General features: G+C 72.6%; 22 protein-coding genes. 12 read left to right on the top strand and 10 right to left on the bottom strand.

Annotated features, from left to right (window positions below; all coding sequences use genetic code 11):
- Positions 1-103: 103 nt before the first annotated feature.
- Entirely contained in the window at positions 104-622 is a 519-nt protein-coding gene (locus OG711_RS13515; protein ID WP_073784652.1) for a hypothetical protein, read from the bottom strand.
- Positions 623-667: 45 nt separating this feature from the next.
- Positions 668-1774: a magnesium and cobalt transport protein CorA gene (locus OG711_RS13510; RefSeq protein WP_073784654.1), complete on the bottom strand. Its 1107-nt coding sequence runs from the start codon at positions 1772-1774 to the stop codon at positions 668-670.
- Between the two features lie 844 nt (positions 1775-2618).
- Here OG711_RS13510 and OG711_RS13505 point away from each other — a divergent pair.
- The 4 genes from OG711_RS13505 (at position 2619) to OG711_RS13490 (ending at position 6550) form a co-directional block, all read left to right on the top strand.
- Positions 2619-3245, top strand: a complete 627-nt coding sequence (locus tag OG711_RS13505) for a suppressor of fused domain protein (RefSeq protein WP_329559342.1) — start codon at positions 2619-2621, stop codon at positions 3243-3245.
- A gap of 81 nt (positions 3246-3326) precedes the next feature.
- Positions 3327-3968 carry a DUF6758 family protein gene (locus OG711_RS13500; RefSeq protein ID WP_073784656.1) on the top strand — a complete coding sequence of 214 codons (642 nt, stop codon included), beginning with the start codon at positions 3327-3329 and terminating at the stop codon, positions 3966-3968.
- Between the two features lie 788 nt (positions 3969-4756).
- On the top strand, positions 4757-5641 hold the full coding sequence (locus OG711_RS13495; RefSeq protein WP_073784658.1) for a PHP domain-containing protein: 885 nt from the start codon (positions 4757-4759) through the stop codon (positions 5639-5641).
- A gap of 303 nt (positions 5642-5944) precedes the next feature.
- Positions 5945-6550 (top strand): MarC family protein, encoded by a 606-nt coding sequence (locus OG711_RS13490; RefSeq protein ID WP_073785594.1) that lies wholly within the window; start codon positions 5945-5947, stop codon positions 6548-6550.
- 107 nt (positions 6551-6657) lie between these two features.
- Here OG711_RS13490 and OG711_RS13485 read toward each other — a convergent pair whose 3' ends face one another.
- Positions 6658-6810 (bottom strand): hypothetical protein, encoded by a 153-nt coding sequence (locus OG711_RS13485; RefSeq protein WP_099284740.1) that lies wholly within the window; start codon positions 6808-6810, stop codon positions 6658-6660.
- A 268-nt stretch (positions 6811-7078) separates the two neighbouring features.
- Here OG711_RS13485 and OG711_RS13480 point away from each other — a divergent pair, with 268 nt between their 5' ends.
- Positions 7079-8059, top strand: coding sequence for an NYN domain-containing protein (locus OG711_RS13480; RefSeq protein ID WP_079184420.1), 981 nt, complete (start codon positions 7079-7081; stop codon positions 8057-8059).
- A gap of 137 nt (positions 8060-8196) precedes the next feature.
- Here the strand turns inward: OG711_RS13480 and OG711_RS13475 are convergent, their stop codons facing one another.
- A complete protein-coding gene (locus OG711_RS13475) occupies positions 8197-9093 on the bottom strand; it encodes an alpha/beta fold hydrolase (protein WP_329559341.1) in 897 nt (298 codons plus the stop codon).
- 122 nt (positions 9094-9215) lie between these two features.
- Positions 9216-11633: a DEAD/DEAH box helicase gene (locus tag OG711_RS13470; protein WP_329559340.1), complete on the bottom strand. Its 2418-nt coding sequence runs from the start codon at positions 11631-11633 to the stop codon at positions 9216-9218.
- A 479-nt stretch (positions 11634-12112) separates the two neighbouring features.
- Between OG711_RS13470 and OG711_RS13465 the strand changes: the two genes are divergently transcribed.
- Positions 12113-12850 (top strand): ferritin-like fold-containing protein, encoded by a 738-nt coding sequence (locus tag OG711_RS13465; RefSeq protein ID WP_385923455.1) that lies wholly within the window; start codon positions 12113-12115, stop codon positions 12848-12850.
- Between the two features lie 734 nt (positions 12851-13584).
- Here the strand turns inward: OG711_RS13465 and OG711_RS13460 are convergent.
- The 4 genes from OG711_RS13460 to OG711_RS13445 form a co-directional block, all read right to left on the bottom strand.
- Entirely contained in the window at positions 13585-13872 is a 288-nt protein-coding gene (locus OG711_RS13460; RefSeq protein WP_073785598.1) for a hypothetical protein, read from the bottom strand.
- A gap of 219 nt (positions 13873-14091) precedes the next feature.
- Positions 14092-14319 (bottom strand): DUF3107 domain-containing protein, encoded by a 228-nt coding sequence (locus tag OG711_RS13455; RefSeq protein ID WP_178390944.1) that lies wholly within the window; start codon positions 14317-14319, stop codon positions 14092-14094.
- Positions 14320-14515: 196 nt separating this feature from the next.
- Complete coding sequence (locus tag OG711_RS13450) at positions 14516-15154, bottom strand: TetR/AcrR family transcriptional regulator (protein ID WP_073784669.1); 639 nt, start codon at positions 15152-15154, stop codon at positions 14516-14518.
- Between the two features lie 197 nt (positions 15155-15351).
- Positions 15352-15582, bottom strand: a complete 231-nt coding sequence (locus tag OG711_RS13445) for a hypothetical protein (RefSeq protein ID WP_329559339.1) — start codon at positions 15580-15582, stop codon at positions 15352-15354.
- Between the two features lie 131 nt (positions 15583-15713).
- Between OG711_RS13445 and OG711_RS13440 the strand changes: the two genes are divergently transcribed.
- The 6 genes from OG711_RS13440 to moeZ all read left to right on the top strand — a co-directional run bounded on the left by OG711_RS13440 (position 15714) and on the right by moeZ (position 22839).
- The gene (locus tag OG711_RS13440) at positions 15714-16778 is read left to right on the top strand and encodes an alpha/beta fold hydrolase (protein ID WP_073784673.1); all 1065 of its coding nucleotides are present in this window, start codon (positions 15714-15716) and stop codon (positions 16776-16778) included.
- A gap of 8 nt (positions 16779-16786) precedes the next feature.
- Positions 16787-18346, top strand: a complete 1560-nt coding sequence (locus OG711_RS13435; RefSeq protein WP_329559338.1) for a DUF3152 domain-containing protein — start codon at positions 16787-16789, stop codon at positions 18344-18346.
- 694 nt (positions 18347-19040) lie between these two features.
- A complete protein-coding gene (locus OG711_RS39115) occupies positions 19041-19520 on the top strand; it encodes a hypothetical protein (RefSeq protein ID WP_405673403.1) in 480 nt (159 codons plus the stop codon).
- A gap of 369 nt (positions 19521-19889) precedes the next feature.
- Positions 19890-20858 (top strand): NAD-dependent epimerase/dehydratase family protein, encoded by a 969-nt coding sequence (locus OG711_RS13425; RefSeq protein ID WP_073784679.1) that lies wholly within the window; start codon positions 19890-19892, stop codon positions 20856-20858.
- Complete coding sequence (locus tag OG711_RS13420; protein WP_073784681.1) at positions 20846-21598, top strand: spherulation-specific family 4 protein; 753 nt, start codon at positions 20846-20848, stop codon at positions 21596-21598. Before OG711_RS13425 ends, OG711_RS13420 begins: the two co-directional genes overlap by 13 nt.
- A 62-nt stretch (positions 21599-21660) precedes the next feature.
- Positions 21661-22839, top strand: a complete 1179-nt coding sequence (moeZ, locus tag OG711_RS13415; protein ID WP_073784683.1) for an adenylyltransferase/sulfurtransferase MoeZ — start codon at positions 21661-21663, stop codon at positions 22837-22839.
- Between the two features lie 147 nt (positions 22840-22986).
- Here the strand turns inward: moeZ and OG711_RS13410 are convergent, their stop codons facing one another.
- Entirely contained in the window at positions 22987-24540 is a 1554-nt protein-coding gene (locus OG711_RS13410; RefSeq protein WP_329559337.1) for an alpha/beta hydrolase, read from the bottom strand.
- Between the last annotated feature and the right edge of the window lie 44 nt (positions 24541-24584).

Genomic DNA, 24584 nt, shown 5'->3' with positions numbered 1-24584 from the left:
CCCCGGCCGGCCCACGCACAGGGCTCACGTACAAGGCCACGTACAAGACCCACGCAGCGGGCCCGCGCTGACGGACCGGCGCTCACGGACATGCGCCTACCGCTCAGCGCTTCTTGCGGCGCCGCATCAGCAGCCGGGGCAGCGCGGCGGGCGCCGGGCGGCGGGTCGTCACGGGTGAGTCCAGCGGTACGGCCGCCAGCGACTCCGTCGGCATCTCGCCGTCCACCGCGACGGGTGTCAGCCGCACCACCCGGCACTCACCCGCCCAGCGCTCGGTCATCGCCTCGCCGTCGGGCGCGTTGAGCCGTTTGCCCTTCAGCTCGGCGACCGCGCTCTCCCAGCCCTCGGAACGCGGCGCCAGCTCCGTCACCCGCGCCGTCCACGCGACGAGCCGTCCGCCCTTGTCCTTGCTGCGGACCGTGACGGCCGCCGCGCCCCCGTCGGCGAGCCCCGGGAACGGCTGCTCACCGGGGCCGTCGCCCACGAGGTACGCGGCGCCCTCGTGCCATACGTGCCACAGCGCGCGGTCGGGGCCGGAGCCCTGGACCCAGATGAGTCCGGACTTCTTGGTGGCCTCCTCCACGAGAGCGCGCCGGGCCGGGTCGAGAGGTGTCTCCGTCATGGGCCAAGAGTAGTCAGCGCGCCCCCGGGGCCCCGACCGACCGGGTCACAGCCAGCCGTTGCGCTTGAGCGTGCGGTGGATCGTGAAGCAGATCGCGACCGTCACCCCGAGCACCATCGGGTACCCGTACTGCCAGCGCAGCTCCGGCATATGGTCGAAGTTCATGCCGTACACCCCGCACACCATGGTCGGCACGGCGATGATCGCGGCCCATGAGGTGATCTTCCGCATGTCCTCGTTCTGGGCGACCGACGCCTGCGCGAGATTGGCCTGGAGGATCGAGTTCAGCAGCTCGTCGAAGCCCACCACCTGCTCCTGGACCCGGGCGAGATGATCGGCGACATCCCGGAAGTACTTCTGGATGTCGGGGTCGACCAGCCGCATCGGCCGCTCGCTCAGCAGCTGCATCGGCCGCGCGAGCGGGGCCACCGCCCGCTTGAACTCCAGCACCTCACGCTTCAGCTGGTAGATCCGGCCCGCGTCCGAGCCGCGCGCCACCCCGCCCCGGCCGGGGGTGAAGACCTCGGTCTCCACCTCGTCGATGTCGTCCTGCATCGCGTCGGCGACCGCGAGATAGCCGTCCACGACATGGTCGGCGATCGCGTGCAGCACCGCCGAGGGACCCTTGGCCAGCAGCTCCGGCTCACCCTGGAGCCGGCTGCGCAGCGCCCGCAGCGAGCCCTGGCCGCCGTGCCGGACGGTGATGAAGAAGTTCTCCCCGGTGAAGCACATCACCTCGCCGCTCTCCACGATCTCGCTGGTCGCGGTGAGCTCGTCGTGCTCCAGGTAGTGGATGGTCTTGAAGACGGTGAAGAGGGTGTCGTCGTAGCGCTCCAGCTTGGGCCGCTGATGGGCGTGGACGGCGTCCTCGACGGCGAGCGGGTGCAGCCCGAACTCGGCCGCGATCCCGGAGAACTCGGCCTCGGTGGGCTCGTGCAGCCCGATCCAGGCGAAGCCGCCGTCCCGCCGCACCTGGAGCATGGCGCCGTGCGGGGTCAGGCACTCCGCCGAGTCCACCCGGCTGCCGTCCCGGTAGACGGCGCAGTCGACGATCGCCGACGGACTGCCGGGGTCACGCGTGGTGTCGTAGACGCTGTCGTCCTTGCGGACGGCGGGCCGGACTGCTGCGCGCAGATCACGGATCATCGACATGGGCGGACTCCTTCGCAACGCGGGCCGCGGGGGCGAGGGGTGGAACTGCCCGGAATGAGGACGTCCTGCTCGGCTGTCCCGGCCGGTTCGGCGGGGACGATGTTTGGCACGTCCACAAAGCGGGGAGCACCGCACCGTCACGGTGGCGGCTTTCGCTAATGGTTCGGGAACTGCGGGACTGCGGTATTGACGCGGTATTGACGCGGAACGGCGAAGCGCCGACGGACCAGCCGTACGGCACCGGGCGGCGCGACCGGCGGACGGTCACACGTGGGGCGACGACGACGGAGTCCGGCGGACCGTGCGGAACGGGCCTGGCGGAAACGGATCTGCGGGAATCGGATCTGCGGAGAACCGGTGAAGGACCGGGAAGGCGAGCTCTTCGGTCACCCGGCGACCGGCCAGGAACGGCGGGTCGACGACGGCGGGACCCCGGGGGAACGGGGTGCTTACGCGAAGCGGCGGACGGCCGTGCGGTGCGGGAGCAGCGCCGGCGTCACGACGGATTCAGCGACCGGAAGAGCGGGTGGTACTGCACGGTCGACTTCGATCCATGACAGCCCCACCTCCTCCGGCCGGTCCCCCGTAGGGGATGTCCCAGATGTCGGGGCGCGAGCGGGACGCCGATGCGTCCGCTGTGATGTGCTGCCCCGAACAGCGGCCCAGACTAGCAGCCGGTTGACGTGTCAAGTGCCCGCCTCCCGTGTCCCGTACGGCTTCCCGGCGCGGCGGCACGTGGTGCGACCCCGGCCGCCGGCCCGCCCTGACGGGCCGTGACGTGCGGCTGGTCCCACCGGACGGCCGCCACGCCGTACGCCGTGGGCGGCGTTCTATGCTCGCGGGCATGGCAGATGTTCTCGCGCTGGTCGAGGCCCGATTGCGGACGGCTCTGGGGGAGCCGGACGCCCGCGCGGCCGTCACCTTCCTCGGCACGGACCGGATCGAGGTCCTGCGCTTCACCGGCGACGAGCCCGGGGACGACGGACCCGCAGGCGGCCCGGCCGGGCGGGACCTCGTCCGCTACGCCACCCTCGGGATGTCCGCCCGTCCCATGACCGACCCCACGGCCGTGCTCGCAGACCCCGAACGCGGTCCGCGCGCCGAACTGATCCTCAGCGTCCGCCGGGGCCGCGCCGACACCGACCAGGCCCTGCGCCCGCTGGCCGTCCTCGCCGCGAGCCCCCAGGTCGAGGGGCTGGTGGTGGCCCCCGGCGCCTCCCTGGACACCGGTGCGCCGCTGTGGCCGGGCGCCCCGTTCACCTCGGTCCTCGTCGCCGAACCCGGCGGCCTGGTGCCGGACCTGGAACTCGATCCGCCGCTGGAACCCGTACGGTTCCTGCCGCTGCTGCCGATGACGCCCAACGAGGCCGCGTGGAAGCGGGTGCACGGGGCCGCCGCCCTGCGGGAGCGGTGGCTGTCCCGGGGCACCGACCTGCGGGACCCGCTGCGCGCGGGCGTGGCGCTGGACTGACCGCACGGGATGCGTGCAGTCGGGTGATCATCGTTTGATCGTCCTTGACGCGAGGACGGCCACAGGGGACCTTTGACAGCTATGAGGGGCGAACCCAGTTGCCCGAAGTGCGGTGGCCGGGTCAGGGCTCCCGGACTCTTCGCCGATGTCTGGCAATGTGCCACGCACGGCGCGGTGCAGCCGCTCCAGCCCGTGATCCCGCCCAGCGTCGAGGGCCTCGGCGTGGTGGTGCGGCAGGCCCGGGTCCCCGTGTGGATGCCGTGGCCGCTGCCCGTCGGCTGGCTCTTCAGCGGCGTCGGCTACGCGGGCGACGACCGCAGCGGGGGCCGGGCGACCGTGGTGGCCTGCTCCGGCCCGGGGCCGCTCGGCGGACCCGGTGAGCTGCTGCTCGTCGCGGAGGAGCTCGGGGTCGGGCTCGGCGCCCGGTACGCGGGGGTCGACGGACCCGATCCCGCGCCGTTCATCGATGTCGGGAAACCACCCCAGGCCAAGGTCCTCGCGGCCGGCCGGCCGACCCCGCTGTGGCATGTCTCCGGCGCCCCCGGCGACCGCGCGGTCTTCGCGGGCGAGGCGATGGGCCTGTGGGTGTGGGCGGTCGTCTGGCCGGAACAGTCCGGCCTGCTGATGTACGACGAGCTGGTCCTGACCGACCTGCGCGACGCGGGCGCGGAGATGGACCTCCTGCCCTGCGGCGCGCTGTCCCCCCGGCTACTGTCCAGCTAGCTACGCCGTAGCGGGGGGTGTTGCCTCTCGCCGCTGTTCTGAGCCTGCGGGTCGCCCTCGTCTTCCGCGCAGTTCCCCGCGCCCCTGAAGGGGCGCCCCTTCAGGCTGTCCCCCGGCCGCGGGCCCTTCGCTTGCGGAACCCCCCTCCTCCCGCAGGCGCTCGGCTGCGGGAGGGGGTGGGCGGGAATCTCTGCCCGCAGACTCCGATGCTCTTCAGCACGACCAGTGAACGTCCGACCGAGCGCGTTGGAGCGAGGACGGAGAATCCCGACCGGCCCCGCCCCGAAGAACAAGCAGAACGCGCCCCAAAGGGGCGCGGGGAACTGCGCAAAAGCGAGGGCCGACCCGCACCCGACGAACAAACCCGAAGGGGCAGCACCCAGGGGCGCGGGGAACTGCGCGAAACCACCGAGCGACGGCACAGGAACGAAGTGCGCCCACCCGGACAGACCTGGGAAGCGCAAGCGAAGGCGTCCCGCGGGGAACTGCGCACCCACCGAGCGACGGCACTGGAACAAGTACGCAAGGCCGGACAGACCTCGGAAGCGCAAGCGAAGGCGACCCGCGGGGAACTGCGCACCCACCGAGCGACGGCACAAGAACAAGTACGCAAGGCCGGACAGACCTGAGAAGCGCAAGCGAAGGCGACCGGGTGGGGAAGGACACCCTTGCCAGGCGGGACGGGGTGGCCCGGGGGCCGGTTACCCTAGGGCGTTCGTTCCATGTGTCCAGTGGTGTCCCCGTGCCGATGTCCCGGCCCCAGGGACCCCCGCGGTGAGGAGTCCGTCGTGCGCGTAGACCTGCACACCCACTCCACCGCGTCCGACGGCACGGACACCCCCGCCGAACTGATGGCCGCAGCCATCACCGCGGGCCTCGACGTCATCGCGCTCACCGACCACGACACCACCCGTGGCCACGCCGAGGCCGTCGCCGCGCTCACCGCCCTGGACACCGGGCTCACCCTCGTCCCCGGCGCGGAACTCTCGTGCTCCCTCGACGGCATCGGGCTGCACATGCTCGCGTACCTCTTCGACCCGGAAGAGCCCGAGCTGCTCGCCCAGCGCGAACTGGTCCGTGACGACCGTGTCCCGCGCGCCCGGAGCATGGTCACCAAGCTGCGGGACCTCGGGGTGCCGGTCACCTGGGAGCAGGTCGCCCGGATCGCCGGTGACGGCTCGGTGGGCCGCCCGCACATCGCGGAGGCGCTGATCGAACTGGGCGTCGTGGCCACCGTGTCCGAGGCGTTCACCCCGGAGTGGATCGGGGACGGCGCCCGCGCGTACGCGCCCAAGCACGAGCTGAACCCGTTCGACGCGGTCCGCCTGGTCAAGGCCGCCGGAGGGGTCACCGTCTTCGCGCACCCCGGTGCCGCGCGCCGCGGGCGGACCGTGCCCGAGTCCGTGATCGCCGAGCTGGCCGCCGCCGGGCTCGACGGTATCGAGGTCGACCACATGGACCACGAGCCCGCCACCCGCGCCCGGCTGCGCGGTCTCGCCGCGGAGCTCGGCCTGCTGACCACGGGCTCCAGCGACTACCACGGCACCCGTAAGACCGTCGCGCTCGGCGACTTCACCACCGACCCCGAGATCTACGGGGAGATCACCCGCCGCGCGACCGGCGCGTTCCCGGTGCCCGGTGCCGGGGGAGAGCGCACCGCTCACCGCCTGTGACCGTTCACCGGCTGTGACCAGTCACCACCTGCGACACCCCACCACCCGCGACACCTCCCCACCCGCGACAGCCCGCCGCCCGTGACCGGCGGTCGGCTGTCGTGACCGTCGGTCGGCTGAGACCGTCCACCGGCTGTGACCCCCGCCGGCCCACCCGGGCCGCCGACGCGGTCCGCCGGGGCCCGGCCCCGCACCCCGGGCCCGGCCCCACCCTTCCTCACACCCGCGCGCCCGACCGGGCGCGCGTATCGCCGTGAGCGCGCCGCCGAAGGGCGCCCGCTCCAGTTCACGCAAGGCGTCACCGTGTTCGACCTCGCTGTGTTCGGGTCCCTGTTCCTCACCCTCTTCGTGATCATGGACCCCCCGGGGATCACCCCGATCTTCCTCGCGCTCACCTCCGGACGCCCCGCCCGGGTCCAGCGGCGGATGGCCTTCCAGGCGGTCTGTGTGGCGTTCGGCGTCATCGCCCTCTTCGGGCTGTTCGGCAACGAGATCCTGAACTATCTGCATGTCTCCGTCCCCGCGCTGATGATCGCGGGCGGACTGCTGCTCCTGCTGATCGCGCTCGACCTGCTCACCGGCAAGACCGACGAGCCGAAGCAGACGAAGGACGTCAATGTCGCCCTCGTCCCGCTGGGCATGCCGCTGCTGGCCGGGCCCGGCGCGATCGTCTCGGTGATCCTCGCGGTGCAGAAGGCGGGCACCGTGGGCGCGCAGATATCCGTGTGGACCGCGATCGTCGCGATCCATGTGGTGCTGTGGGTGGTGATGCGGTACTCGCTGCTGATCATCCGTGTGATCAAGGACGGCGGAGTGGTCCTGGTGACCCGGCTCGCGGGCATGATGCTGTCCGCCATCGCGGTGCAGCAGATCATCAACGGGGTCACCCAGGTGATCCAGGCGGCCTGACCGTCCCGGCCGGCGGGCCCGTCCGGACGCGAGAGAGCCCCGTACGGCGTTTCCGTACGGGGCTCCTGTCCACCAACTGCCTCAGACGCGTCCGGGGCGGGACACCGTCATGAGGCCGAGGGTTCGGCCGGGCGGATGTACAGGCGCTGCCCGGTGGCGGCGGCCTGCTGAACGATCCGGTTGACGGAGGCGGCGTCCACGACGGTCGATTCGACGGCGCTGCCGTCGGTGTCGTTCAGGCGCATGATCTCGAAGCGCACTGGCTTCTCCCTTCGTCTGCGTGATCCTCCGGTCAGGAGAACTGGGGTCGTGCCGAGCGCGTCCCGCTTCCACGGGACGCGCCCAAGAGTGCGGCGTACGGCCAGGGGCCGGACGGTCACGCTCCGTACAACGGCTTGCTCAGGGCAAATATTCCCTACACTAAGGAAAACTTTCGCACGGCTAAGGAACGCCCGTCGGTCGCCCCGATTACCGCCAGGTAACGGCAGGGGTTGTGCCCGCTCCGTGACGACCCGGACAATGGGCGTGATGAGTGAGGAACCGCCGGGCCCGTCCCGGTACACCCCGGGCCGAACACCTGCCACCAGGTCCGCGGCACCGCCCGCGGTATCGGGCGAGGAGACCGCGGCGGCACTGCTGGCCCGGCTCGACCTCACCAACGAACTGCTGCTGCGGATGGTCGCCGAGGTCGCGAAGACCCCCGCGACCCACGCGATCTTCGTGGACGCCGGATACGTCTACGCCGCGGCGGGCCGGCTGGTCGCCGGGACCGAGGACCGGCGGGCGTTCGACCTCGACGCCGAAGGGCTGATCGAGGCCCTGATCGACAAGGCCCGCACCATCTTCGCGGACAGCCGTCTGCTGCGCGTCTACTGGTACGACGGGGCCCGGCGCCGTATCCACACCGGTGAGCAGCAGTCCATCGCGGAGCTCCCCGACGTCAAGGTGCGGCTCGGCAACCTCAACGCCAACAACCAGCAGAAGGGCGTCGACTCCCTCATCCGCAGCGATCTGGAGTCCCTGGCCCGCCATCGCGCGATCAGCGACGCGGCCCTGATCGGCGGGGACGAGGACCTCGTCTCGGCGGTCGAGGCGGCGCAGGGGTACGGGGCGCGGGTGCATCTGTGGGGTGTCGAGGCCCCCGAGGGGCGCAACCAGGCGGAGCCGCTGCTGTGGGAGGTCGACTCGCAGCGCGTCTTCGACCTGGAGTTCTTCAAGCCGTATGTCTCCCGGCGGACCGTCGCGTCGCTCGACGGCCGGGACACCCCCCGGCCCACCCGGGAGAACGTGCGTTTCGTGGGCGCGCAGATCGCCGCGAAGTGGCTCTCGTCGCGGGGACCCGAAGCGCTGGGCGAGCTGCTGCCGGGGCATCCGTATCTGCCGGGATCGGTGGACCAGGATCTGCTGGTCGAGGCGGAGGGGCTGCTCCAGTACTCGCTGCGGGGCCAGTCCGATCTGCGCCGCGCCCTGCGCGACGGCTTCTGGGACCATCTGCGGACGCTGTACTGAGCGCGGGCGCCCGCGGGGCATGAGTGCCCGCGGTGCATGAGTCCCTGCGGTGCATGAGCGCCTGCGGTACGTGGGTGCCCGCGGGGCATGAGTGCCCCGCGGTACGTGGGTGCTCGTCGCTCGTCGGCCCGTGGGGGTCAGGCCGGAACCGTGTCCCAGAAGTCGGCGAGGGCGGTCGCCGTCTCATGGGGCCGGTCGGTGTTGGGGGAGTGCTCGGCGCCCCGGACGACCGTGCGGTGCGCGGCCAGACGTATCGCCATGTCGTCCAGCAGGGGTATAGGCCAGGTGTCGTCCCGCTCACCGGATATGACGTGCCGCGGCAGGTCGAGCGCGGCCAGCTCGGCCACCCGGTCCGGTTCGGTGCACAGCTGCCGCCCGGTGGCGACGAGCTGGGCGGGGCTGGTGCGCAGCCAGCGGTTGCGCAGGGCCTTGGCGCTCTCGTCCTCGGGGCCGCCGGCACGCGCTCCGGTGACGGCGTCCTCGGGTGCCTCCATCGACCGCATCGCCTCCCACACCTGGGTCAGGTCGAGGACGGCCAGGGCGTCCCGCAGCATCTTCACGCGTTCCCGCTGGTGCGCGGAGACCTCCGCGGGTCCTGAGGCCATCAGGGTGAGCGACGCGAACGCCTCCGGTGAATCCAGGACGGCCGCGCGGGCTATCTGTCCGCCGAGCGAGTGCCCCAGCAGATGGACGGGCGCGGTCAGGACGCCCGCGTCGGCCAGGGCGTCCCGCTGGGCGAGCACATCCCGCACCAACTCGGCCCGCGCGTAAGCCGATTCGTCGTCCCGGGGGCCGTCCGACTCGTACTGGCCCCGGCCGTCGACGGCCACCGTGCGATAGCCGCGGGCGGCGAGCGGCGGCTGGAGGTCGAGGAAGTCCTCCTTGCTGCCCGTGAACCCGGGCAGCAGCAGCGCCGTACCCCGTACGGGCGCCGTGGACGCGGTCGCGTCGAGCGCGGCGAACCCGCCCCGGGGCGTGCTGATCACCCGGGTCCGGACTCCCGGCGGCGGTACGAAGGTCGATGGCCTGCTCATGCCGGTCAGGCTAACCGCCCCCGTCGGCGGGCGCGCCCCACGGGTGTGCGGGCCGTCATGCCGGTGGCCCGGCACCCCGTTCAAGGGATGCCGGGCCACCGGCGGACGAACAGCGCGCTACCTCAGCCCTCGGGGGCCTCGGCCACCTTGCGGGTGCGGCGCCGGGGCTTGGCCTCGGGGTCCGCGGGCTGCGACGCGGCGGGCTCGGCGGCAGCCGCCTTGACCGCCTTGGCGGCACGGGTGCGACGCGGCTTCGCGGGCGCCTCGGCGGCCTCCGCGGTCACCGGGGTGCCGTCCGTGCTCTCCACGGCCGCGACGGCCTTCTTACGGGTACGCCGCTTGGGTGCCGTCTCCGCGGCGGCCTCGGCGTCCGCCATGGTGCCGTCGGCCGGGGCCACGGGCTCCGCGACGGCCTTCTTGCGGGTCCGGCGCCGGGGGGTGACCTCGGCGGCCTCGTCCGCGACCGGGCTGACCGGCGCCTCGACCACGGGGGCCGGGACGGAGTCGGCGGCGACGACGGCCTTGCGGGTACGGCGGCGCGGCTTGGTCACGACCGGCTCGTCGCCGACGGCAACGGTCTCCGTCACGACGGCGACAGGGGCCACGGGGGCCACCGGGAGCTCGACGGCCTCGCCCGTCACCGCGGCCACAGCGGCCTTGCGGGTACGGCGGCGGGGCTTCGTCACGACCGGCTCGTCGTCGGCCGGGGTCACCGGGGCGACCGGTGCCTCGACCGCCACGGCGGCCTCGGCGGTGTCGTCCGCCACGGGCGCCTGCGTGGCCTTGCGGGTGCGGCGCCGGGGCTTGGCCTCGACGGGCTCAGCGGCCTCGACGGGCTCCGCGGTCTCCGGGGCGGCGGACGTCTCCGTCGCCACCTCGGCCACCGGCTCGGCGTTCTTGCGGGTCCGGCGGCGACGAGGCTTGTCCTCGACGACCGTCTCGGCCACCGCTTCCGCGGGTGCCTCGACCACGGCCACGGCCTGCTCGGCGGTGCCCGGCTCCGTCACCGCGGCGCCCGCCGCTCCGGCACGCGTCCGGCGGCGGCGCCGGGGCGTACGGTGCTCGTCACCGACGGCCTCGGGGGCGGACGGCTGCTCCACCACGGTCTCCACCACGGAGGCCGCGCCGGCCTCCATCGGGGAACCCGCCCGGGTCCGGCGGCGGCGCCGGGGGGTACGGGGGGCGCGCTCGCGCTCCGGCTCGGGAGCCACGGCGACGGGAGCGCCACGGCCACCACGGCCACGCGGAGCGCCACGGCCACCGGTCTCGCCCAGGTCCTCGACCTCTTCGGCGGCGAGCCCGGCGCGGGTGCGCTCGGAACGCGGCAGCACACCCTTGGTGCCCGCCGGGATGCCGAGCTCCGCGAAAAGGTGCTCCGACGTGGAGTACGTCTCCGGCGGGTTCGGGAAGGGCAGGTCCAGCGCCTTGTTGATCAGCTGCCAGCGCGGGATGTCGTCCCAGTCGACCAGGGTGATCGCCGTACCCGACGCGCCCGCGCGGCCGGTACGGCCGATGCGGTGCAGATACGTCTTCTCGTCCTCGGGGGACTGGTAGTTGATCACGTGCGTGACGTTCTCGACGTCGATGCCGCGCGCGGCGACATCCGTGCACACCAGGACGTCGACCTTGCCGTTGCGGAAGGCGCGCAGCGCCTGCTCACGGGCGCCCTGGCCGAGGTCGCCGTGGACCGCGCCGGACGCGAAGCCGCGCCGCTGGAGCTGCTCCGCGATATCGGCGGCGGTCCGCTTCGTCCGGCAGAAGACCATGGCCAGGGCCCTGCTGTCGGCCTGGAGGATGCGCGAGAGCAGCTCCGGCTTGTCCATGGAGTGCGCGCGGTACACATGCTGCGAGGTGTTCGCGACGGTCGCGTTCTCGTCGTCCGGCGAGGTGGCGCTGATGTGCGTGGGCTGCGTCATGTAGCGGCGGGCGAGGCCGATGACGGCGCCCGGCATCGTCGCGGAGAAGAGCATCGTCTGCCGCTTCGGCGGCAGCATGTTGATGATCTTCTCGACGTCAGGCAGGAAGCCGAGGTCCAGCATCTCGTCGGCCTCGTCCAGGACGAGGCTCCTGATGTGGTTGAGGTCGAGCTTCTTCTGTCCGGCGAGGTCGAGCAGTCGTCCGGGCGTGCCGACGATGATGTCGACACCCTTGCGGAGCGCCTCGACCTGCGGCTCGTAGGCCCGGCCGCCGTAGATCGCGAGGACGCGGACGTTACGGACCTTGCCGGCGGTCAGCAGGTCGTTGGTGACCTGGGTGCACAGCTCGCGCGTCGGGACGACGACGAGGGCCTGGGGCGCGTCGGTCAGCTGGTCGGGACGGGCCCGGCCCGCCTCGACGTCGACGGGTACGGTGACCCGCTCCACCAGCGGCAGACCGAAACCGAGGGTCTTGCCCGTACCGGTCTTGGCCTGGCCGATCACATCGGTACCGGAGAGCGCTACGGGGAGCGTCATCTCCTGGATGGGGAAAGGGGTGACGATGCCGACGGCCTCAAGGGCCTCGGCGGTCTCGGGAAGGATTCCGAGATCTCGAAAAGTCATGGGCTGAGTAGTCAGGGTGCTGCCTCTTCTGTGAGACGCGACGCGGAGTGAGCGCTGGGGGTCTTGACCGTGCCGGTGAACCGCCGGCCGCCTGCGCGGGCCGGGTGGCGCGGGACCACAGCCGACGCTCGAACTCTCGTACCGCTGGTGAGGGCCCCTCCCCTGCCGGTACGCACAGTGCCGTACCGCATGGAGGGCTGTCGTCGGAGCCGATCGGGCCAACGACCGGGCATCCTCATTCCTGTGCCCGTCGGGGGCGTCGACATCTCGCTCGGACGGTCACCGATTCACCTTGACCATCACGCTGCGTCGACGCACTCAGCGGGCGCTTTACCACCATACCCCGGAATCGCGCAGGCGCGATGGCCGAATTCATCACGTCGTCCCCGCCGCATTGTCCGAGCAATGATCACGTAGTCGTGGTCACAGTGTTTGACCAGCGACTTCCCGGGCCGGTCGGGCGGGCTATTGTGCGCTTCATGACGACGCCTGACCACGCCGCTGAAACGCCCGCCGAATCGACCGGGGTCGCCGCCCAGGACTGGGACCGGGCATCCGCAGACCCGCAGTACCGGGCCGCCGTCGTCGATCTGCTCGGCGCGCTCGCGTACGGCGAGCTGGCCGCGTTCGAGCGGCTCGCGGAGGACGCGAAGCTGGCGCCGACGCTCGCGGACAAGGCCGCGCTGGCGAAGATGGCGTCGGCGGAGTTCCATCACTTCGAGCGGCTCCGGGACCGGCTCGCCGCGATCGGTGCGGAGCCCACGGAGTCCATGCAGCCCTTCGTGGCCGCGCTGGACGGTTTTCACCGGCAGACGGCGCCGTCCGACTGGCTGGAGGGGCTCGTCAAGGCGTACGTCGGTGACTCCATCGCGAGCGACTTCTACCGTGAGGTCGCGGCGCGGCTGGACCGGGACACCCGCGCGCTGGTGCTCGCGGTCCTCGACGACACGGGGCACGCCGGGTTCGCCATCGAGAAGGTGCGGGCCGCGATCGACGCGGATCCCCGGGTCGGGGGGCGGCTCGCGTTGTGGGCGCGGCGGCTGATGGGGGAGGCGCTGTCGCAGTCGCAGCGGGTGGTGGCCGAGCGCGACGCGTTGTCGACCATGCTGGTCGGGGGGGTCGCGGACGGGTTCGACCTCGCGGAGGTCGGGCGGATGTTCTCGCGGATCACCGAGGCGCACACCAAGCGGATGGCTGCGCTGGGGCTCGCGGCGTAACACCCTCCGGGCGTGGTCCTCGGGTACTCGGGGGTGCCCCTGCTTGTGGCGCCCCCCGGGGTTCCTTGTGCTGGGCGCACTTCGTTCCTGTGCCGTCGTTCGTCGGGTTTTGCGCAGTTCCCCGCGCCCCTTTGGGGCGCGTTCTGCTTGTTCTTCGGGTCGGTGCCGGTCGGGATTCTCCGTCCTCGATCCGACACGCTCGGTACGACGTCCAGCGGAGCTACTGAAGAGCATCGGAGTCTGCGAGCAGAGATTCCCGCCCACCCCCTCCCGCAGCAGCGCGACTGCACGAGGAGAGGGCTTCCGCACCCGACGGACAACATTGAGGGGCGCCCCTTCAGGGGCGCGGGGAACTGCGCAAAAGACGAGGGCGCACCCGCACCCGAAGCGCGACCGCAAGGGGGCAGCATCCAGGGGCGCGGGGAACTGCGCACCCACGGGGAACCGGTACAGGAACAAGTACGCCCAGGTGTGGAACCCCAGGGGCGCGGGGAACTGCGCAAAAGACGAGGGCGGACCCGTACCCGGGGAACAACCGATCGGGGCAGCATTCAGGGGCGCGGGGAACTGCGCACCCTCCGAGCGACGGCACAGGGACAAGTGCGCCCGGCCGGACGGACCTCGGAAGCGCAAGCGAAGGCGACCCGCGGGGAACTGCGCACCCCACGAGCGACGGCACAGGGAGAAGTGCGCCCACCCGGACGGACCTCGGAAGCGCAAGCGAAGGCGACCCGTCAGGGGCGGGTACCCAGGGGCGCGAGCGGAGCCGACCCGCGGCGGCGTTCGGGGCGCAGGAGGAGGGACAGGAGTGCGACCGAGACCGCGACCGCACCGACCAGCGTCGTGGCGACCCCGGGATCACCCAGCGCGGTCCGGGTGACGAACACCCCCAGCAGCGCCCCGCTCACCCCGGTCGTGAACACCAGCCGCGCCATCGGCAACCGATGCGCCTGGGTCCGCAGTGCCGCTCCCGCGAGTACGAGCCCGATGACCGCGGAGCCCACCACCATCAGCCACAACATCCGTGATCCCTCCCGCGTCGGACGGTCCGTCATATCGTCGTAGCCGGTCATTACCCCCGGCCGCGCGAACGCAACCCTCCACGCCACGGGCGGCGGACACCCCGGCCCCGGCGGGACGCCCGCGCGGGGGGCACACGCGAACGGGGCGGGCCCGGTGGTCGTACCACCGGGCCCGCCCCGTTCGTTCCGCGCCGCGTCCCAGGGACGGCCGCGCGGGTACTACAGCGCGCTGAAGCCCACCTTGCCGCGGCTCGGCTCGCCGATCTCCACGTACGCCAGCCGCTCGGCCGGCACAAGCACCTTGCGGCCGTGGTCGTCCACGAGGCTCAGCAACTGCGCCTTGCCGGACAGCGCCGCGGCCACCGCGCTCTCGACCTCCTCGGCCGTCTGACCGCTCTCCAGAACGATCTCGCGGGGCGCGTGCTGCACGCCGATCTTGACCTCCACGGCTTTGTCCCTCCGACGGTCATTGAAGTGCGCGGCCCTCCGCGCCGTACCCCGCACACACTAGCCCGGTGCGGGGAGGTGACGGCTCCGGCGGAGCACGCCGGTAGCGAACAGGGGACGGGAACAAACAAGCGGGTCACCGGTGGCGTGGACCGGTGACCCGTGGCGGACGGTCAGGGGCGGCGGGCCGTGGCCGTCACTGCTCCGTGCCGTGCAGCGGGAAGCCCGCGATACCGCGCCAGGTGAGTGACGTGACCAGCTGGACGGCCGTGTCCCGGGGGATGGCGCTGCCGCTGGACAGCCAGTAGCGGGCGACCACCTGGGAGACACCGCCGAGGCCCACCGCGAGGAGCATCGACTCGTCCTTGGACAGTCCCGTGTCCTCCGCGATCACGTCGGAGATCGCCTCGGCGCACTGGAGACCGACCCGGTCCACCCGCTCGCGTACGGCGGGCTCATTGGTCAGGTCCGACTCGAAGACCAGCCGGAACGCGCCGCCCTCGTCCTCCACATAGGCGAAGTAGGCGTCCATGGTGGCCGCCACCCGCTGCTTGTTGTCCGACGTCGAGGCCAGGGCCCCGCGCACCGACTGGAGCAGCGATTCGCAGTGCTGGTCGAGAAGGGCCAGGTAGAGGTCCAGTTTGCCGGGGAAGTGCTGGTACAGGACCGGCTTGCTGACGCCCGCGCGCTCGGCGATGTCATCCATCGCGGCCGCGTGGTAACCCTGTGCGACGAAGACCTCCTGGGCGGCGCCCAGCAGTTGGTTCCGGCGGGCACGCCGCGGCAGGCGGGTGCCCCGCGGGCGGGCCGCGTCTGTCTGCTCGATGGCTGTCACGCCGCCTCCCAAGATCGTCCATGTGCGGGTGTGCGCCGCGTGGCCATCGTACTTTTCGGTAACCCGGGTGTGCGCGGCGCGGGCGCAGGATTTCACGTACCGACCGGGCGGGGAACGCTCCGGGCGCACGCGAACCGTACACAGCGCGTGGTCGCCGGGGCCGAACGTGCTCCCGCGCGCGGGAGCACGCTCAGGCACTAGCGGTAGTCGTCCTCGTCCAGGGCCACCACGCGGGCCTGCTCCGCGCGGTCGCCCTCGGCCGCGCTGGCGGGATCGGAGCCCGGCAGGGCGTCGTCCTGCTCAGGGGCGAGCTCCGTGTGCTGTTCCGTGTCCGCCTCGGGTGCCTCGGCATCGGCGGCGCCCCGGGGGTCCTGCTCGGATTCCTGGGTGTCCTCGAACGTCTCGGGGTCGGTGGGGTCGACGGCCATGAGTCCCTCTTCCCGGGCGGTTACGGGATGGTGTCCCTCTCGCGGCGTAGGAGAGCCGGTACCACCACGCTACGCCGATCTGTGACGCCGAACACACGAACCCGCGCGTGATCACCTCGTAACATTGCCGCATGTCTTCGACGGAGTCACCGCATCTGTCCGCAGCGGTCACGCCCAGGGTCGGTGTCGTCAAGGTCGCGGCAGGGGAGCGGTTGAGGTCCGTCGGACTTCCCGGTCTGTCGCTCACGGTGCGTTCCCGTCCGCCCGCCCGTCCGGGTCTGCCGCCCGCGCTGCTGGTCCACGGGCTCGGCGGCTCCTCCCAGAACTGGTCGGCGCTGATGCCCCTGCTCGACGACGTGATGGAGAGCGAGGCGCTCGACCTGCCGGGCTTCGGCGACTCACCGCCCCCGGACGACGGCGGCTACTCGGTCACCGCCCACGCGCGCGCGGTGATCCGCTACCTCGACTCGACCGGTCGTGGTCCGGCGCATCTCTTCGGCAACTCCCTGGGCGGCGCGGTCACCACGCGCGTGGCCGCCGTCCGGCCGGATCTCGTACGGTCCCTGACCCTGGTCTCGCCCGCGCTCCCGGAGCTCCGGGTGCAGCGCACGGCCGTGCCGACCGCGCTGCTGGCCGTACCGGGGGTCGCGGCCCTGTTCACGCGGCTGACCCGCGACTGGTCCCCGGAACAGCGTGTGCGCGGGGTGACGGCCCTCTGTTACGGCGACCCCGGACGGGTGACGCCGGACGGTTTCCGGGCCGCGGTGGAGGAGATGGAGCGCCGGATGGCGCTGCCGTACTTCTGGCAGGCGATGGCACGCTCCGCGCGCGGGATCGTCGACGCGTACACCCTCGGCGGGCAGCACGGTCTGTGGCGGCAGGCCGAGCGGGTGCTGGCCCCGACCCTGCTCGTCTACGGCGGACGCGACCAGCTGGTGTCGTACCGCATGGCGCAGCGTGCCTCGCGCGCGTTCCGCGACTCGCGGCTGCTGACCCTGCCCGACGCCGGGCATGTCGCGATGATGGAGTACCCCGATCTGGTGGCGGGTGCCTTCCGGGGCCTGTTGAGGGACCTGGACCCGCCCTCCGGGGGCGGGCATGACAGCGTGGGGGGCGACAGTGGACGGGACATCGGACAGGCCGTTGTGGGACCCTCCGATACGGACGAGTCCGCCGACGCGCAGACGGGGAGCTGAGACGCCGCGTGGGACGCCATAGCCGCAAGGGCCCGGCGAGGCAGGGCGACAAGGTCGCCGCACCGCCTCCGGAGGAACCCAGGGCCGACAGCACAGCCGCACGCGGTGTGCCCGACCGGAACGACGCCACTCCCGCCGCGGGCGTGCCGCGCGTCGCGCAGGGACCGCCCCCGCGCGGGGTGCCCCGGTACGCCGACGGCACCCCCGCCCAGGGGGTGCCCCGGGTACGCGGCGGCCACCCCGAACAGCGGGAGGCCGGGGGAGGCTGGGGCACGGTCCCCGCGTCCGGTCCGGCGCCCGCCGGGTACGGCTCCCCGGCACCCGGCCGCCGCCAAGTCCCCGGCCCACGACGGGAGTACGTCGACGCCTTCCCCGACGGGAACCCCGTCCCGGTCACCACGGGCCACGCGGCGGGCGCCCGGACCCCCGGCCCCAGGGAGCCCGCCCCCGGCCCGCAGGCGGCCGTCCAGGGCCGCTACACGTCCGGTCCGTACGCCGCCGCGGGCCCGACCTCGCCCGCGGCCTCGCCGTCCGGCCCGTACGCCCGTCGGGGTGGCCCGCGTCCGCCGGGCGGACCCGGTGGCGCTCCCGCCGCCGACCCCTACGCCTCCGTCACCGAATGGGACACCGATCCGGCCCCTCCCGCCACCGATGACGGGCCCGCCGATCCCGCCGACCCCCGGGTCGCCGTACCGCCGCCCCGCCACCCCGGCGACGGACCGCCCCCCGGTGACGGGCCCGCGGGCAAGGGCGGCAAGGGGCGCACCTTCACCGGGATCGCCGCGGCGGCGGTCACCACCGTGCTCGCCGTCGTCGTCGCCGGACAGGTCGCCGACCGTGGCACGGGCGCGCAGTCGCGGACCAGCGCGACGGAGGGGACCGACCGGTCCGACGGCGATCCCCCGTCCCGCTCCGACAACCGCCCCACCCCCGAACGCCCGGCCGGGGAGCGGCCCGCCGCGGCTCCGCCGACCTACGCGCAGAAGATGGCCCGGACCTATCCGCTGGACCCGAAGCTCGCGGCCTCGGGGGAGTTCGAGGCGATCCCGGGCTTCGTGAAGGCGCCCGGCAAGGGACAAGTGGTCCGCTATCGGGTGGATGTCGAGAAGGGGCTCGGGCTGGACGGCGCGCTGTTCGCGGACGCCGTGCAGAAGACCCTCAACGACGACCGGAGCTGGGCGCACGGCGGCGCCCGTTCCTTCGAGCGGGTCTCCTCCGGACAGGCCGACTTCGTCATCACCCTGGCGAGCCCCGGCACGACCGACGAGTGGTGCGCGAAGTCCGGCCTCAACACCTCCATCGACATCGTCTCCTGCGACTCGGCGTCCACGGAACGTGTGATGGTCAACGCGTACCGCTGGGCGCAGGGTTCCGAGACCTACGGTGACCGCATCCACGCCTACCGGCAGATGCTCATCAACCATGAGGTGGGCCACCGGCTCGGCTTCGGCCATGTGAGCTGCCAGACGGACGGCGCGCTCGCCCCCGTGATGCAGCAGCAGACGAAGTTCCTCGAACACGACGGGATCACCTGCAAGGCCAACCCCTGGGCGTTCCCGAAGAGTTGAGTGTGCGCGCGCACGGTCAACTCGGCCGCGCCACACCTCATCCCTGGGTATGACACCGCGTAGGCGAAACGATCCATAGCGCGACGGAACGCCGTGCGTGGTCGAAAGTCACGTCTCTTCACCCCTTCCGGTGGTGCGACGGACAACCGTCCGCCGCGCCACGGGCATGTCCGCATACGTTCATCCCGCTGCGGGCCGCCGACGAGTGGTGGCTCCCGGACGGGAGAGCGGGGGTGTGACGCGTATGCGGATCGGGATGCCGGGTCCTGGCGGTCCGCCGGACGGGCGTGGCGGTGCCGCCGCACGGCCGGTCGCGCCGTCCGGCGTTCCCGGCCCGGGTTACGCCTCCGGCTCAGGCTCAGGCTCCGGTTTCGCTTCCGGGCCGTCCGCTTCCGGCCCGTCCGCTTCCGGGGCGGCCGCGCCTGGGCTTGCCGCTTGCGGAGACCTCGCTTCCGGTGCCGTCGTCGTCGGTTCCCGTGTCCGGCATCAGCGCCCCACACTTCAGGAGTACCGTTTCGCCTCCGCGCCGCGCCGTTCCCCCCCGCGGGCGGCGGAGCCGGTCGCCCGGGACCTCGACGGCATACCTCCGCTCGGCGAGGTGGAGGCGGATGCCGGGTCCGGTGCGCGGGCCGCTGTCCCGACGGGCGTGAGTGCCGCGCCGGGTGACGTGGGCGTCTTGGACATCAGGTGTGGCATGCGCGTCATAGGTGTCGCGTGCGTCGTGGGCTCGGGGGCTGCGGGCTCGGCTTCCGTGGGCGGGGTGCGCGGTGGGGGCGGGGGCGTCGTATCGACGCGGGTGCTCGCACGGGCGTGCGGGGTGGTGCTGTGCGACCCCGAGCGCCGTGCGCGCCCGGGTACGGTGGCCCGCGCGCGGGCGCTCGAACCGGTCCGCGGCCTGTTCCGCGTCGAGCGGAACGCCACGGCATTTCACGGCATTTACCTGGAGAGCGTGTCGCGGTCCCCGGTCCGGCGCCGTGTGTGGGACACGTACGGGCGGCCCTCGCCGTTCGGGACGCGTACGGTTCCCGCGCCGCCGGTCACCGCGTCGGCTGCCGCCGCGCCGACGGTTCCCATGACGGTGGTCCCCGTATCCCCGGTCATCGCGCTGCCGGTCATCGCGCTGCCGGTCATCGCGCTGCCGGTCACCGCCTCGGCGGGGGAGGGCGCGCGATGACGCCCGCCGGCGCCCGACGGGACCGCGCCCCGCTCAGCCCGCCGTCCTGCGGCCCCCATCCCCTCGTCCATGGGACGCGCACCCTCACCCACGCCTCCGCCCCTGTCCGCACCGACGCCGCGCACACCGCGTGCGCGCCGGGCGCGGGGGCGTACGACGGCGCGGGAGACCCCGGAGGTACCCCAGGCGCGGCATGACCCGTACCGGTGGTCCCTGACCGGCGCGCCATCGGCGCCCCGCGGGCCCCACCCCCCACAACCGTCTCCCGCGTGGCCGACACCGCGGGCGTCCTCTGTTCCGCAACACCCCTGAAGGAGAAAGCGAGATGACCACCCTCCGATCCGGAGACCGCGTTCCTGGAGGCGCCCGATGAGAGTGCTGTTGATCGGAGCCGGCGGGTACATCGGCCGTTTCGTCGCCGACCGGCTCATCGCCGATCCGGCCGTCCAGCTCACCGCCCTCGGCCGCGGCGACGACGCCGATGTCCGCTTCGACCTCGCCACCGGCAGTCCCGGCGCGCTCACCCGCTTCCTGGACGCCGTGCACCCCGGGGTCGTCGTCAACTGCGCGGGCGCCACCCGGGGCGGCGCCCGCGAGCTGACCCGGCACAACACCGTCGCCGTCGCCACCATCTGCGAGGCCCTGCGCCGCAGCAGCTGCGGCGCACGGCTGGTGCAGATCGGGTGCGGCGCCGAGTACGGTCCCAGCCAGCCCGGCTCCTCGACCGCCGAGGACGCCGTACCGCGCCCCGGTGGCCCGTACGGCGTCAGCAAGCTCGCCGCCACCGAACTCGTCCTCGGCTCCGGTCTCGACGCCGTCGTGCTGCGGGTGTTCTCGCCCGCCGGCCCCGGCACCCCCGCCGGGTCGCCGCTGGGACGGCTCGCCGAGGCCATGCGCCGCGCCATGCAGTCCGGCGACGGTGAGCTGAAGCTCGGCGGGCTCGGCGCCCAGCGGGACTTCGTGGACGTGCGCGATGTGGCGCGGGCCGTGCACGCGGCCTCCCTGTCCGCCGCGCAGGGCGTGGTCAACATCGGCTCCGGCCGGGCTGTGCGGCTGCGGGACGCCGCCGCCGTCCTCGCCAGGGTCGCCGGATACGGGGGGGCGCTCCATGAACTCGACGCGCCCCAGGCGCCCCCGGTGGCGTTGCGCGCCACCCTCGGGCACCCTCGTAGCGACCCCGATCACGCGGGGCCGTCCGCCTATCCCTACCCCGACGGCTGCGGAAGCTGGCAGCAGGCCGATGTCCGTACCGCGCGCGACCGGCTCGGCTGGCGGCCCCGGATCAATCTGGAGGAGTCCCTCGCCGATATCTGGATGGAGGCGGCATGCCGCATCTGACCAGTGCGCTCAAGGGCACGGCGCAGACCGGTACCGGGCCGCGGGTGGGGGTGCCCGGCTATGCGCACCCGCTGGTCGCCGCCACCGAGTGGGACGCGCTCACCCGCCGGACCGCACCGCCGCTGCACTGGGTCGTCCTCGATGTCGCGCGCGGTCCCGGCGACCGGCCCGACCCGCACTGTCTGGAGGCCGCCGGACGGCTGACCAACGCGGGTGTCCGGGTGCTCGGGCGTCTCGACCTCGCCCGGGGCGCCCGGGACCTGCTGGAACTGCTCGCCGAGGCCCGCCGCTACCGCGACTGGTACCGGGTCGGCGGCTTCCTGCTCGACCGGTGCCCCACCGACCCCTCCTCCCTCCCGGCGGTCCGCCGCACGGTGAGCAGCCTGCGGGCGCTCGTCGACGACCCCCATGTCGTCCTCGGTCAGGGCACCCACCCCTGCCCGGGGTACGTGGAGGCCGCCGACCAGCTCGTCACCTTCGCCGGCGCCTGGCACGACTACCGTTGGTCGCAGGCCGCGGCATGGACCGCGGAGCACCCGCCTGAACGCTTCTGCCACTTCGTGCACGGGGTGCCGCGCGGTCATCTGGACGAGGCGCTGCGCATCGCCCGCTGGCAGGGCGCCGCGACGGTCTGGTTCACCGACCGCACCGATCTGGGCGGCCGCGTGGACCCCTGGGAGGGCATGCCCGGGTACTGGGACGATTTCGTCTCGCGAGTCGGGACGGGTGTCTCGGAATGAAGAAACGCGTGGCAGTGTTGCACGCAGAACAACCTTCCGAAATACCGACCAACGGAGTCCCCGTGTCGCTGCCACCCCTGGTAGAGCCAGCTTCTGAGCTCACCGTCGACGAGGTTCGCAGGTACTCCCGCCACCTGATCATCCCCGACGTCGGGATGGACGGGCAGAAGCGGCTGAAGAACGCCAAGGTGCTGGCGGTCGGCGCCGGCGGACTCGGATCGCCCGCGCTGATGTACCTGGCCGCGGCGGGCGTCGGAACACTCGGCATCGTGGAGTTCGACGAGGTCGACGAGTCGAACCTCCAGCGGCAGATCATCCACAGCCAGGCGGACATCGGCCGTTCCAAGGCGGAGTCGGCCCGGGACAGCGTCAAGGGCATCAACCCGTACGTGAACGTCGTCCTGCACCAGGAGCGGCTCGAAGCCGACAACGTGATGGACATCTTCAGCCAGTACGACCTGATCGTGGACGGCACGGACAACTTCGCCACCCGCTATCTCGTCAACGACGCGTGTGTGCTGCTCGACAAGCCGTACGTCTGGGGCTCCATCTACCGCTTCGACGGTCAGGCGTCCGTGTTCTGGAGCGAGCACGGCCCCTGCTACCGCTGCCTCTACCCGGAGCCCCCGCCGCCGGGCATGGTGCCGTCCTGCGCCGAGGGCGGCGTACTCGGTGTGCTGTGCGCGTCCGTGGGTTCCATCCAGGTCACCGAGGCGATCAAGCTCCTCACCGGTATCGGTGAGCCGCTGGTCGGCCGACTGATGATCTACGACGCCCTGGAGATGCAGTACCGCCAGGTCAAGGTCCGCAAGGACCCGAACTGCGCCGTCTGCGGCGAGAACCCCACCGTCACCGAGCTCATCGACTACGAGGCCTTCTGCGGTGTCGTGTCCGAGGAGGCCCAGCAGGCGGCGGCCGGTTCGACGATCACTCCCAAGCAGCTCAAGGAGTGGATCGACGACGGCGAGAGCATCGAGATCATCGATGTCCGCGAGCCCAACGAGTACGAGATCGTCTCCATCCCGGGCGCCAAGCTGATCCCGAAGAACGAGTTCCTCATGGGCACCGCCCTGGAGAGCCTGCCGCAGGACCGCAAGATCGTCCTGCACTGCAAGACGGGTGTCCGCAGTGCGGAGGTCCTCGCCGTGCTGAAGTCCGCCGGTTTCTCGGACGCCGTGCATGTCGGCGGCGGAGTGATCGGCTGGGTGCACCAGATCGAGCCCCAGAAGCCCGTCTACTGAGCCTTCCCTCACCGGGTTCCCAGGTCCCCCGCGCCGAACGGCGCGGGGGACCTTCCGCGTCCGGCCCGGGAACGGTCCCCCCCCCGCACGGGACTCGATGTCCGGCACGGGGAAGGCGATGTCCGGCTCCGGAGCGGTCCGCCCGGGTCAGGAGCAGGACGTGCCTTCCTTGGGCGGTCTGCCGTCCAGCAGATAGGCGTCCACCGCGCTGTCCACGCAATCGCTTCCGTTGCCGTACGCCCCGTGGCCCTCGCCCTTCCAGGTCATCAGCACCCCGACACCCTCGCCCAGGCCGACGGCCATCCGGCCCGCGCCCTCGTACGGGGTGGCCGGGTCACCGGTGTTGCCGATGACCAGGATCGGCGCCGCTCCCGGCGCGCTCACCTCGGCGGTCTCCTGGAGACCCGGGACCGGCCAGCGATGGCACCAGCCCGCGGTGTCCCAGCCGAGGAAGTCCCCGAACACGGGGGAGATCTCACGGAACTCCGGCAGCGCCGCGCGCGCCTGCTCCAGCGTTCCGCGGTCCTTGGAGTCCCGGCACGAGATCGCGCGCTGCGCGTGGCTCTGCGCGCTGTACCCGCCTGATCCGTCCCGCTCGTTGTAGGCGTCCGCGAGGGTGAGCAGCTCCGTGCCGTCACCGTCCTCGGCGGCCTTCAGCGCGTCCGTGAGCGAGGGCCACGACTGCTCGCTGTAGAGGGTGATCACGATGCCGGTGATCGCGAGTGTCTGCGTCAGCTCACGCTCGCCGGACGTGGACAGCGGCTCCGCGTCGATCCGCTTCAGCAGATCCACTATCCCCGCGGTGCCCTCGGCCGGGTCCGTGCCCTGGGCCCTGAAGTAGTTGTCGAGGGCGCGCTGGAAGCCCCGGGTCTGGTTCTTGGCCTGGGACATCCCGTCGGCCGTCGGGTCCACCACGGCGTCGAACACCAGGCGCCCCACCCGCTTCGGGAAGAGATGCGCGTACGCCCCGCCGAGCTGGGTGCCGTAGGAGATACCGAAGTAGTGCAGCTTCTCGTCGCCCAGGACCTGACGCATCAGATCCAGGTCACGGGCCGTGTCGTCGGTCGACACATGGGGGAGGACCTTCCCGGCGGCGCGCTCGCAGCCCGCCGCGAAGTCCGCCGCGTCCTTGAGGAACGCCCGCTCCTCGGCGCTGTCGTCCGGGGTGAGGTCGACCGCCTCGGCGGACTCGATCTCCTGGTCCGCCCGGCAGCGCACCCCCTCGCTGCGCTCGACCCCGCGCGGATCGAAGCTGACCAGGTCGTACCGCCGCTGGAGTTCGTCGTAGCCGGGGGCGAACGCGGGGAGCATGGACACACCCGACCCGCCCGGACCGCCGAAGTTGAAGATCAGGGAACCGATCCGGTCCCCCTCGTCCTTCGCGGTGGTCCGGATGAGCGCGATGTCGACCGTCTCGCCGCCGGGATCGCCGTAGTCCAGCGGGGCCTTCATATCGGCGCACCGCCAGGAGTCGTCCGGAGCGGGCTCGGAATCCGTCTCCGGGCAGGCACTCCAGCTGAGCCGCTGACCGGTCAGGGCGGCCGGCAGCTCGCCGCCCGCGGTGTCGGCCGGCGCGGGGGGCCGGGACGAGGCCCGCTCCTCGGACGGCGAACCGTCCGGCTTGCCGCCGGAGCCGTCGCCGCATCCCGCGAGCAACACGGCGGCGGCGAGCAGCGCCGCCGACCGTACGTACCGGGCCATGATCTTCCCCCTCCACGAGCTGTCCGGCCATAGTAGGCAGACCT

Source organism: Streptomyces uncialis (assembly GCF_036250755.1).
GTDB lineage: Bacteria > Actinomycetota > Actinomycetes > Streptomycetales > Streptomycetaceae > Streptomyces > Streptomyces uncialis.
The sequence above is the reverse complement of the archived record's forward strand: the minus strand, read 5'-3'. Positions and strand labels throughout refer to the sequence as shown.

Bases quoted from the DNA above. Each gene is read 5' to 3' on its own strand.
- OG711_RS13515 (WP_073784652.1), bottom strand. From the start codon at position 622: ATGACGGAGACACCTCTCGACCCGGCCCGGCGCGCTCTCGTGGAGGAG.
- OG711_RS13510 (WP_073784654.1), bottom strand. From the start codon at position 1,774: ATGTCGATGATCCGTGATCTGCGCGCAGCAGTCCGGCCCGCCGTCCGC.
- OG711_RS13505 (WP_329559342.1), top strand. From the start codon at position 2,619: ATGGCAGATGTTCTCGCGCTGGTCGAGGCCCGATTGCGGACGGCTCTG.
- OG711_RS13500 (WP_073784656.1), top strand. From the start codon at position 3,327: ATGAGGGGCGAACCCAGTTGCCCGAAGTGCGGTGGCCGGGTCAGGGCT.
- OG711_RS13480 (WP_079184420.1), top strand. From the start codon at position 7,079: ATGAGTGAGGAACCGCCGGGCCCGTCCCGGTACACCCCGGGCCGAACA.
- OG711_RS13475 (WP_329559341.1), bottom strand. From the start codon at position 9,093: ATGAGCAGGCCATCGACCTTCGTACCGCCGCCGGGAGTCCGGACCCGG.
- OG711_RS13470 (WP_329559340.1), bottom strand. From the start codon at position 11,633: ATGACTTTTCGAGATCTCGGAATCCTTCCCGAGACCGCCGAGGCCCTT.
- OG711_RS13465 (WP_385923455.1), top strand. From the start codon at position 12,113: ATGACGACGCCTGACCACGCCGCTGAAACGCCCGCCGAATCGACCGGG.
- OG711_RS13460 (WP_073785598.1), bottom strand. From the start codon at position 13,872: ATGTTGTGGCTGATGGTGGTGGGCTCCGCGGTCATCGGGCTCGTACTC.
- OG711_RS13445 (WP_329559339.1), bottom strand. From the start codon at position 15,582: ATGGCCGTCGACCCCACCGACCCCGAGACGTTCGAGGACACCCAGGAA.
- OG711_RS13440 (WP_073784673.1), top strand. From the start codon at position 15,714: ATGTCTTCGACGGAGTCACCGCATCTGTCCGCAGCGGTCACGCCCAGG.
- OG711_RS39115 (WP_405673403.1), top strand. From the start codon at position 19,041: ATGCGCGTCATAGGTGTCGCGTGCGTCGTGGGCTCGGGGGCTGCGGGC.
- OG711_RS13425 (WP_073784679.1), top strand. From the start codon at position 19,890: ATGAGAGTGCTGTTGATCGGAGCCGGCGGGTACATCGGCCGTTTCGTC.
- OG711_RS13420 (WP_073784681.1), top strand. From the start codon at position 20,846: ATGCCGCATCTGACCAGTGCGCTCAAGGGCACGGCGCAGACCGGTACC.
- OG711_RS13410 (WP_329559337.1), bottom strand. From the start codon at position 24,540: ATGGCCCGGTACGTACGGTCGGCGGCGCTGCTCGCCGCCGCCGTGTTG.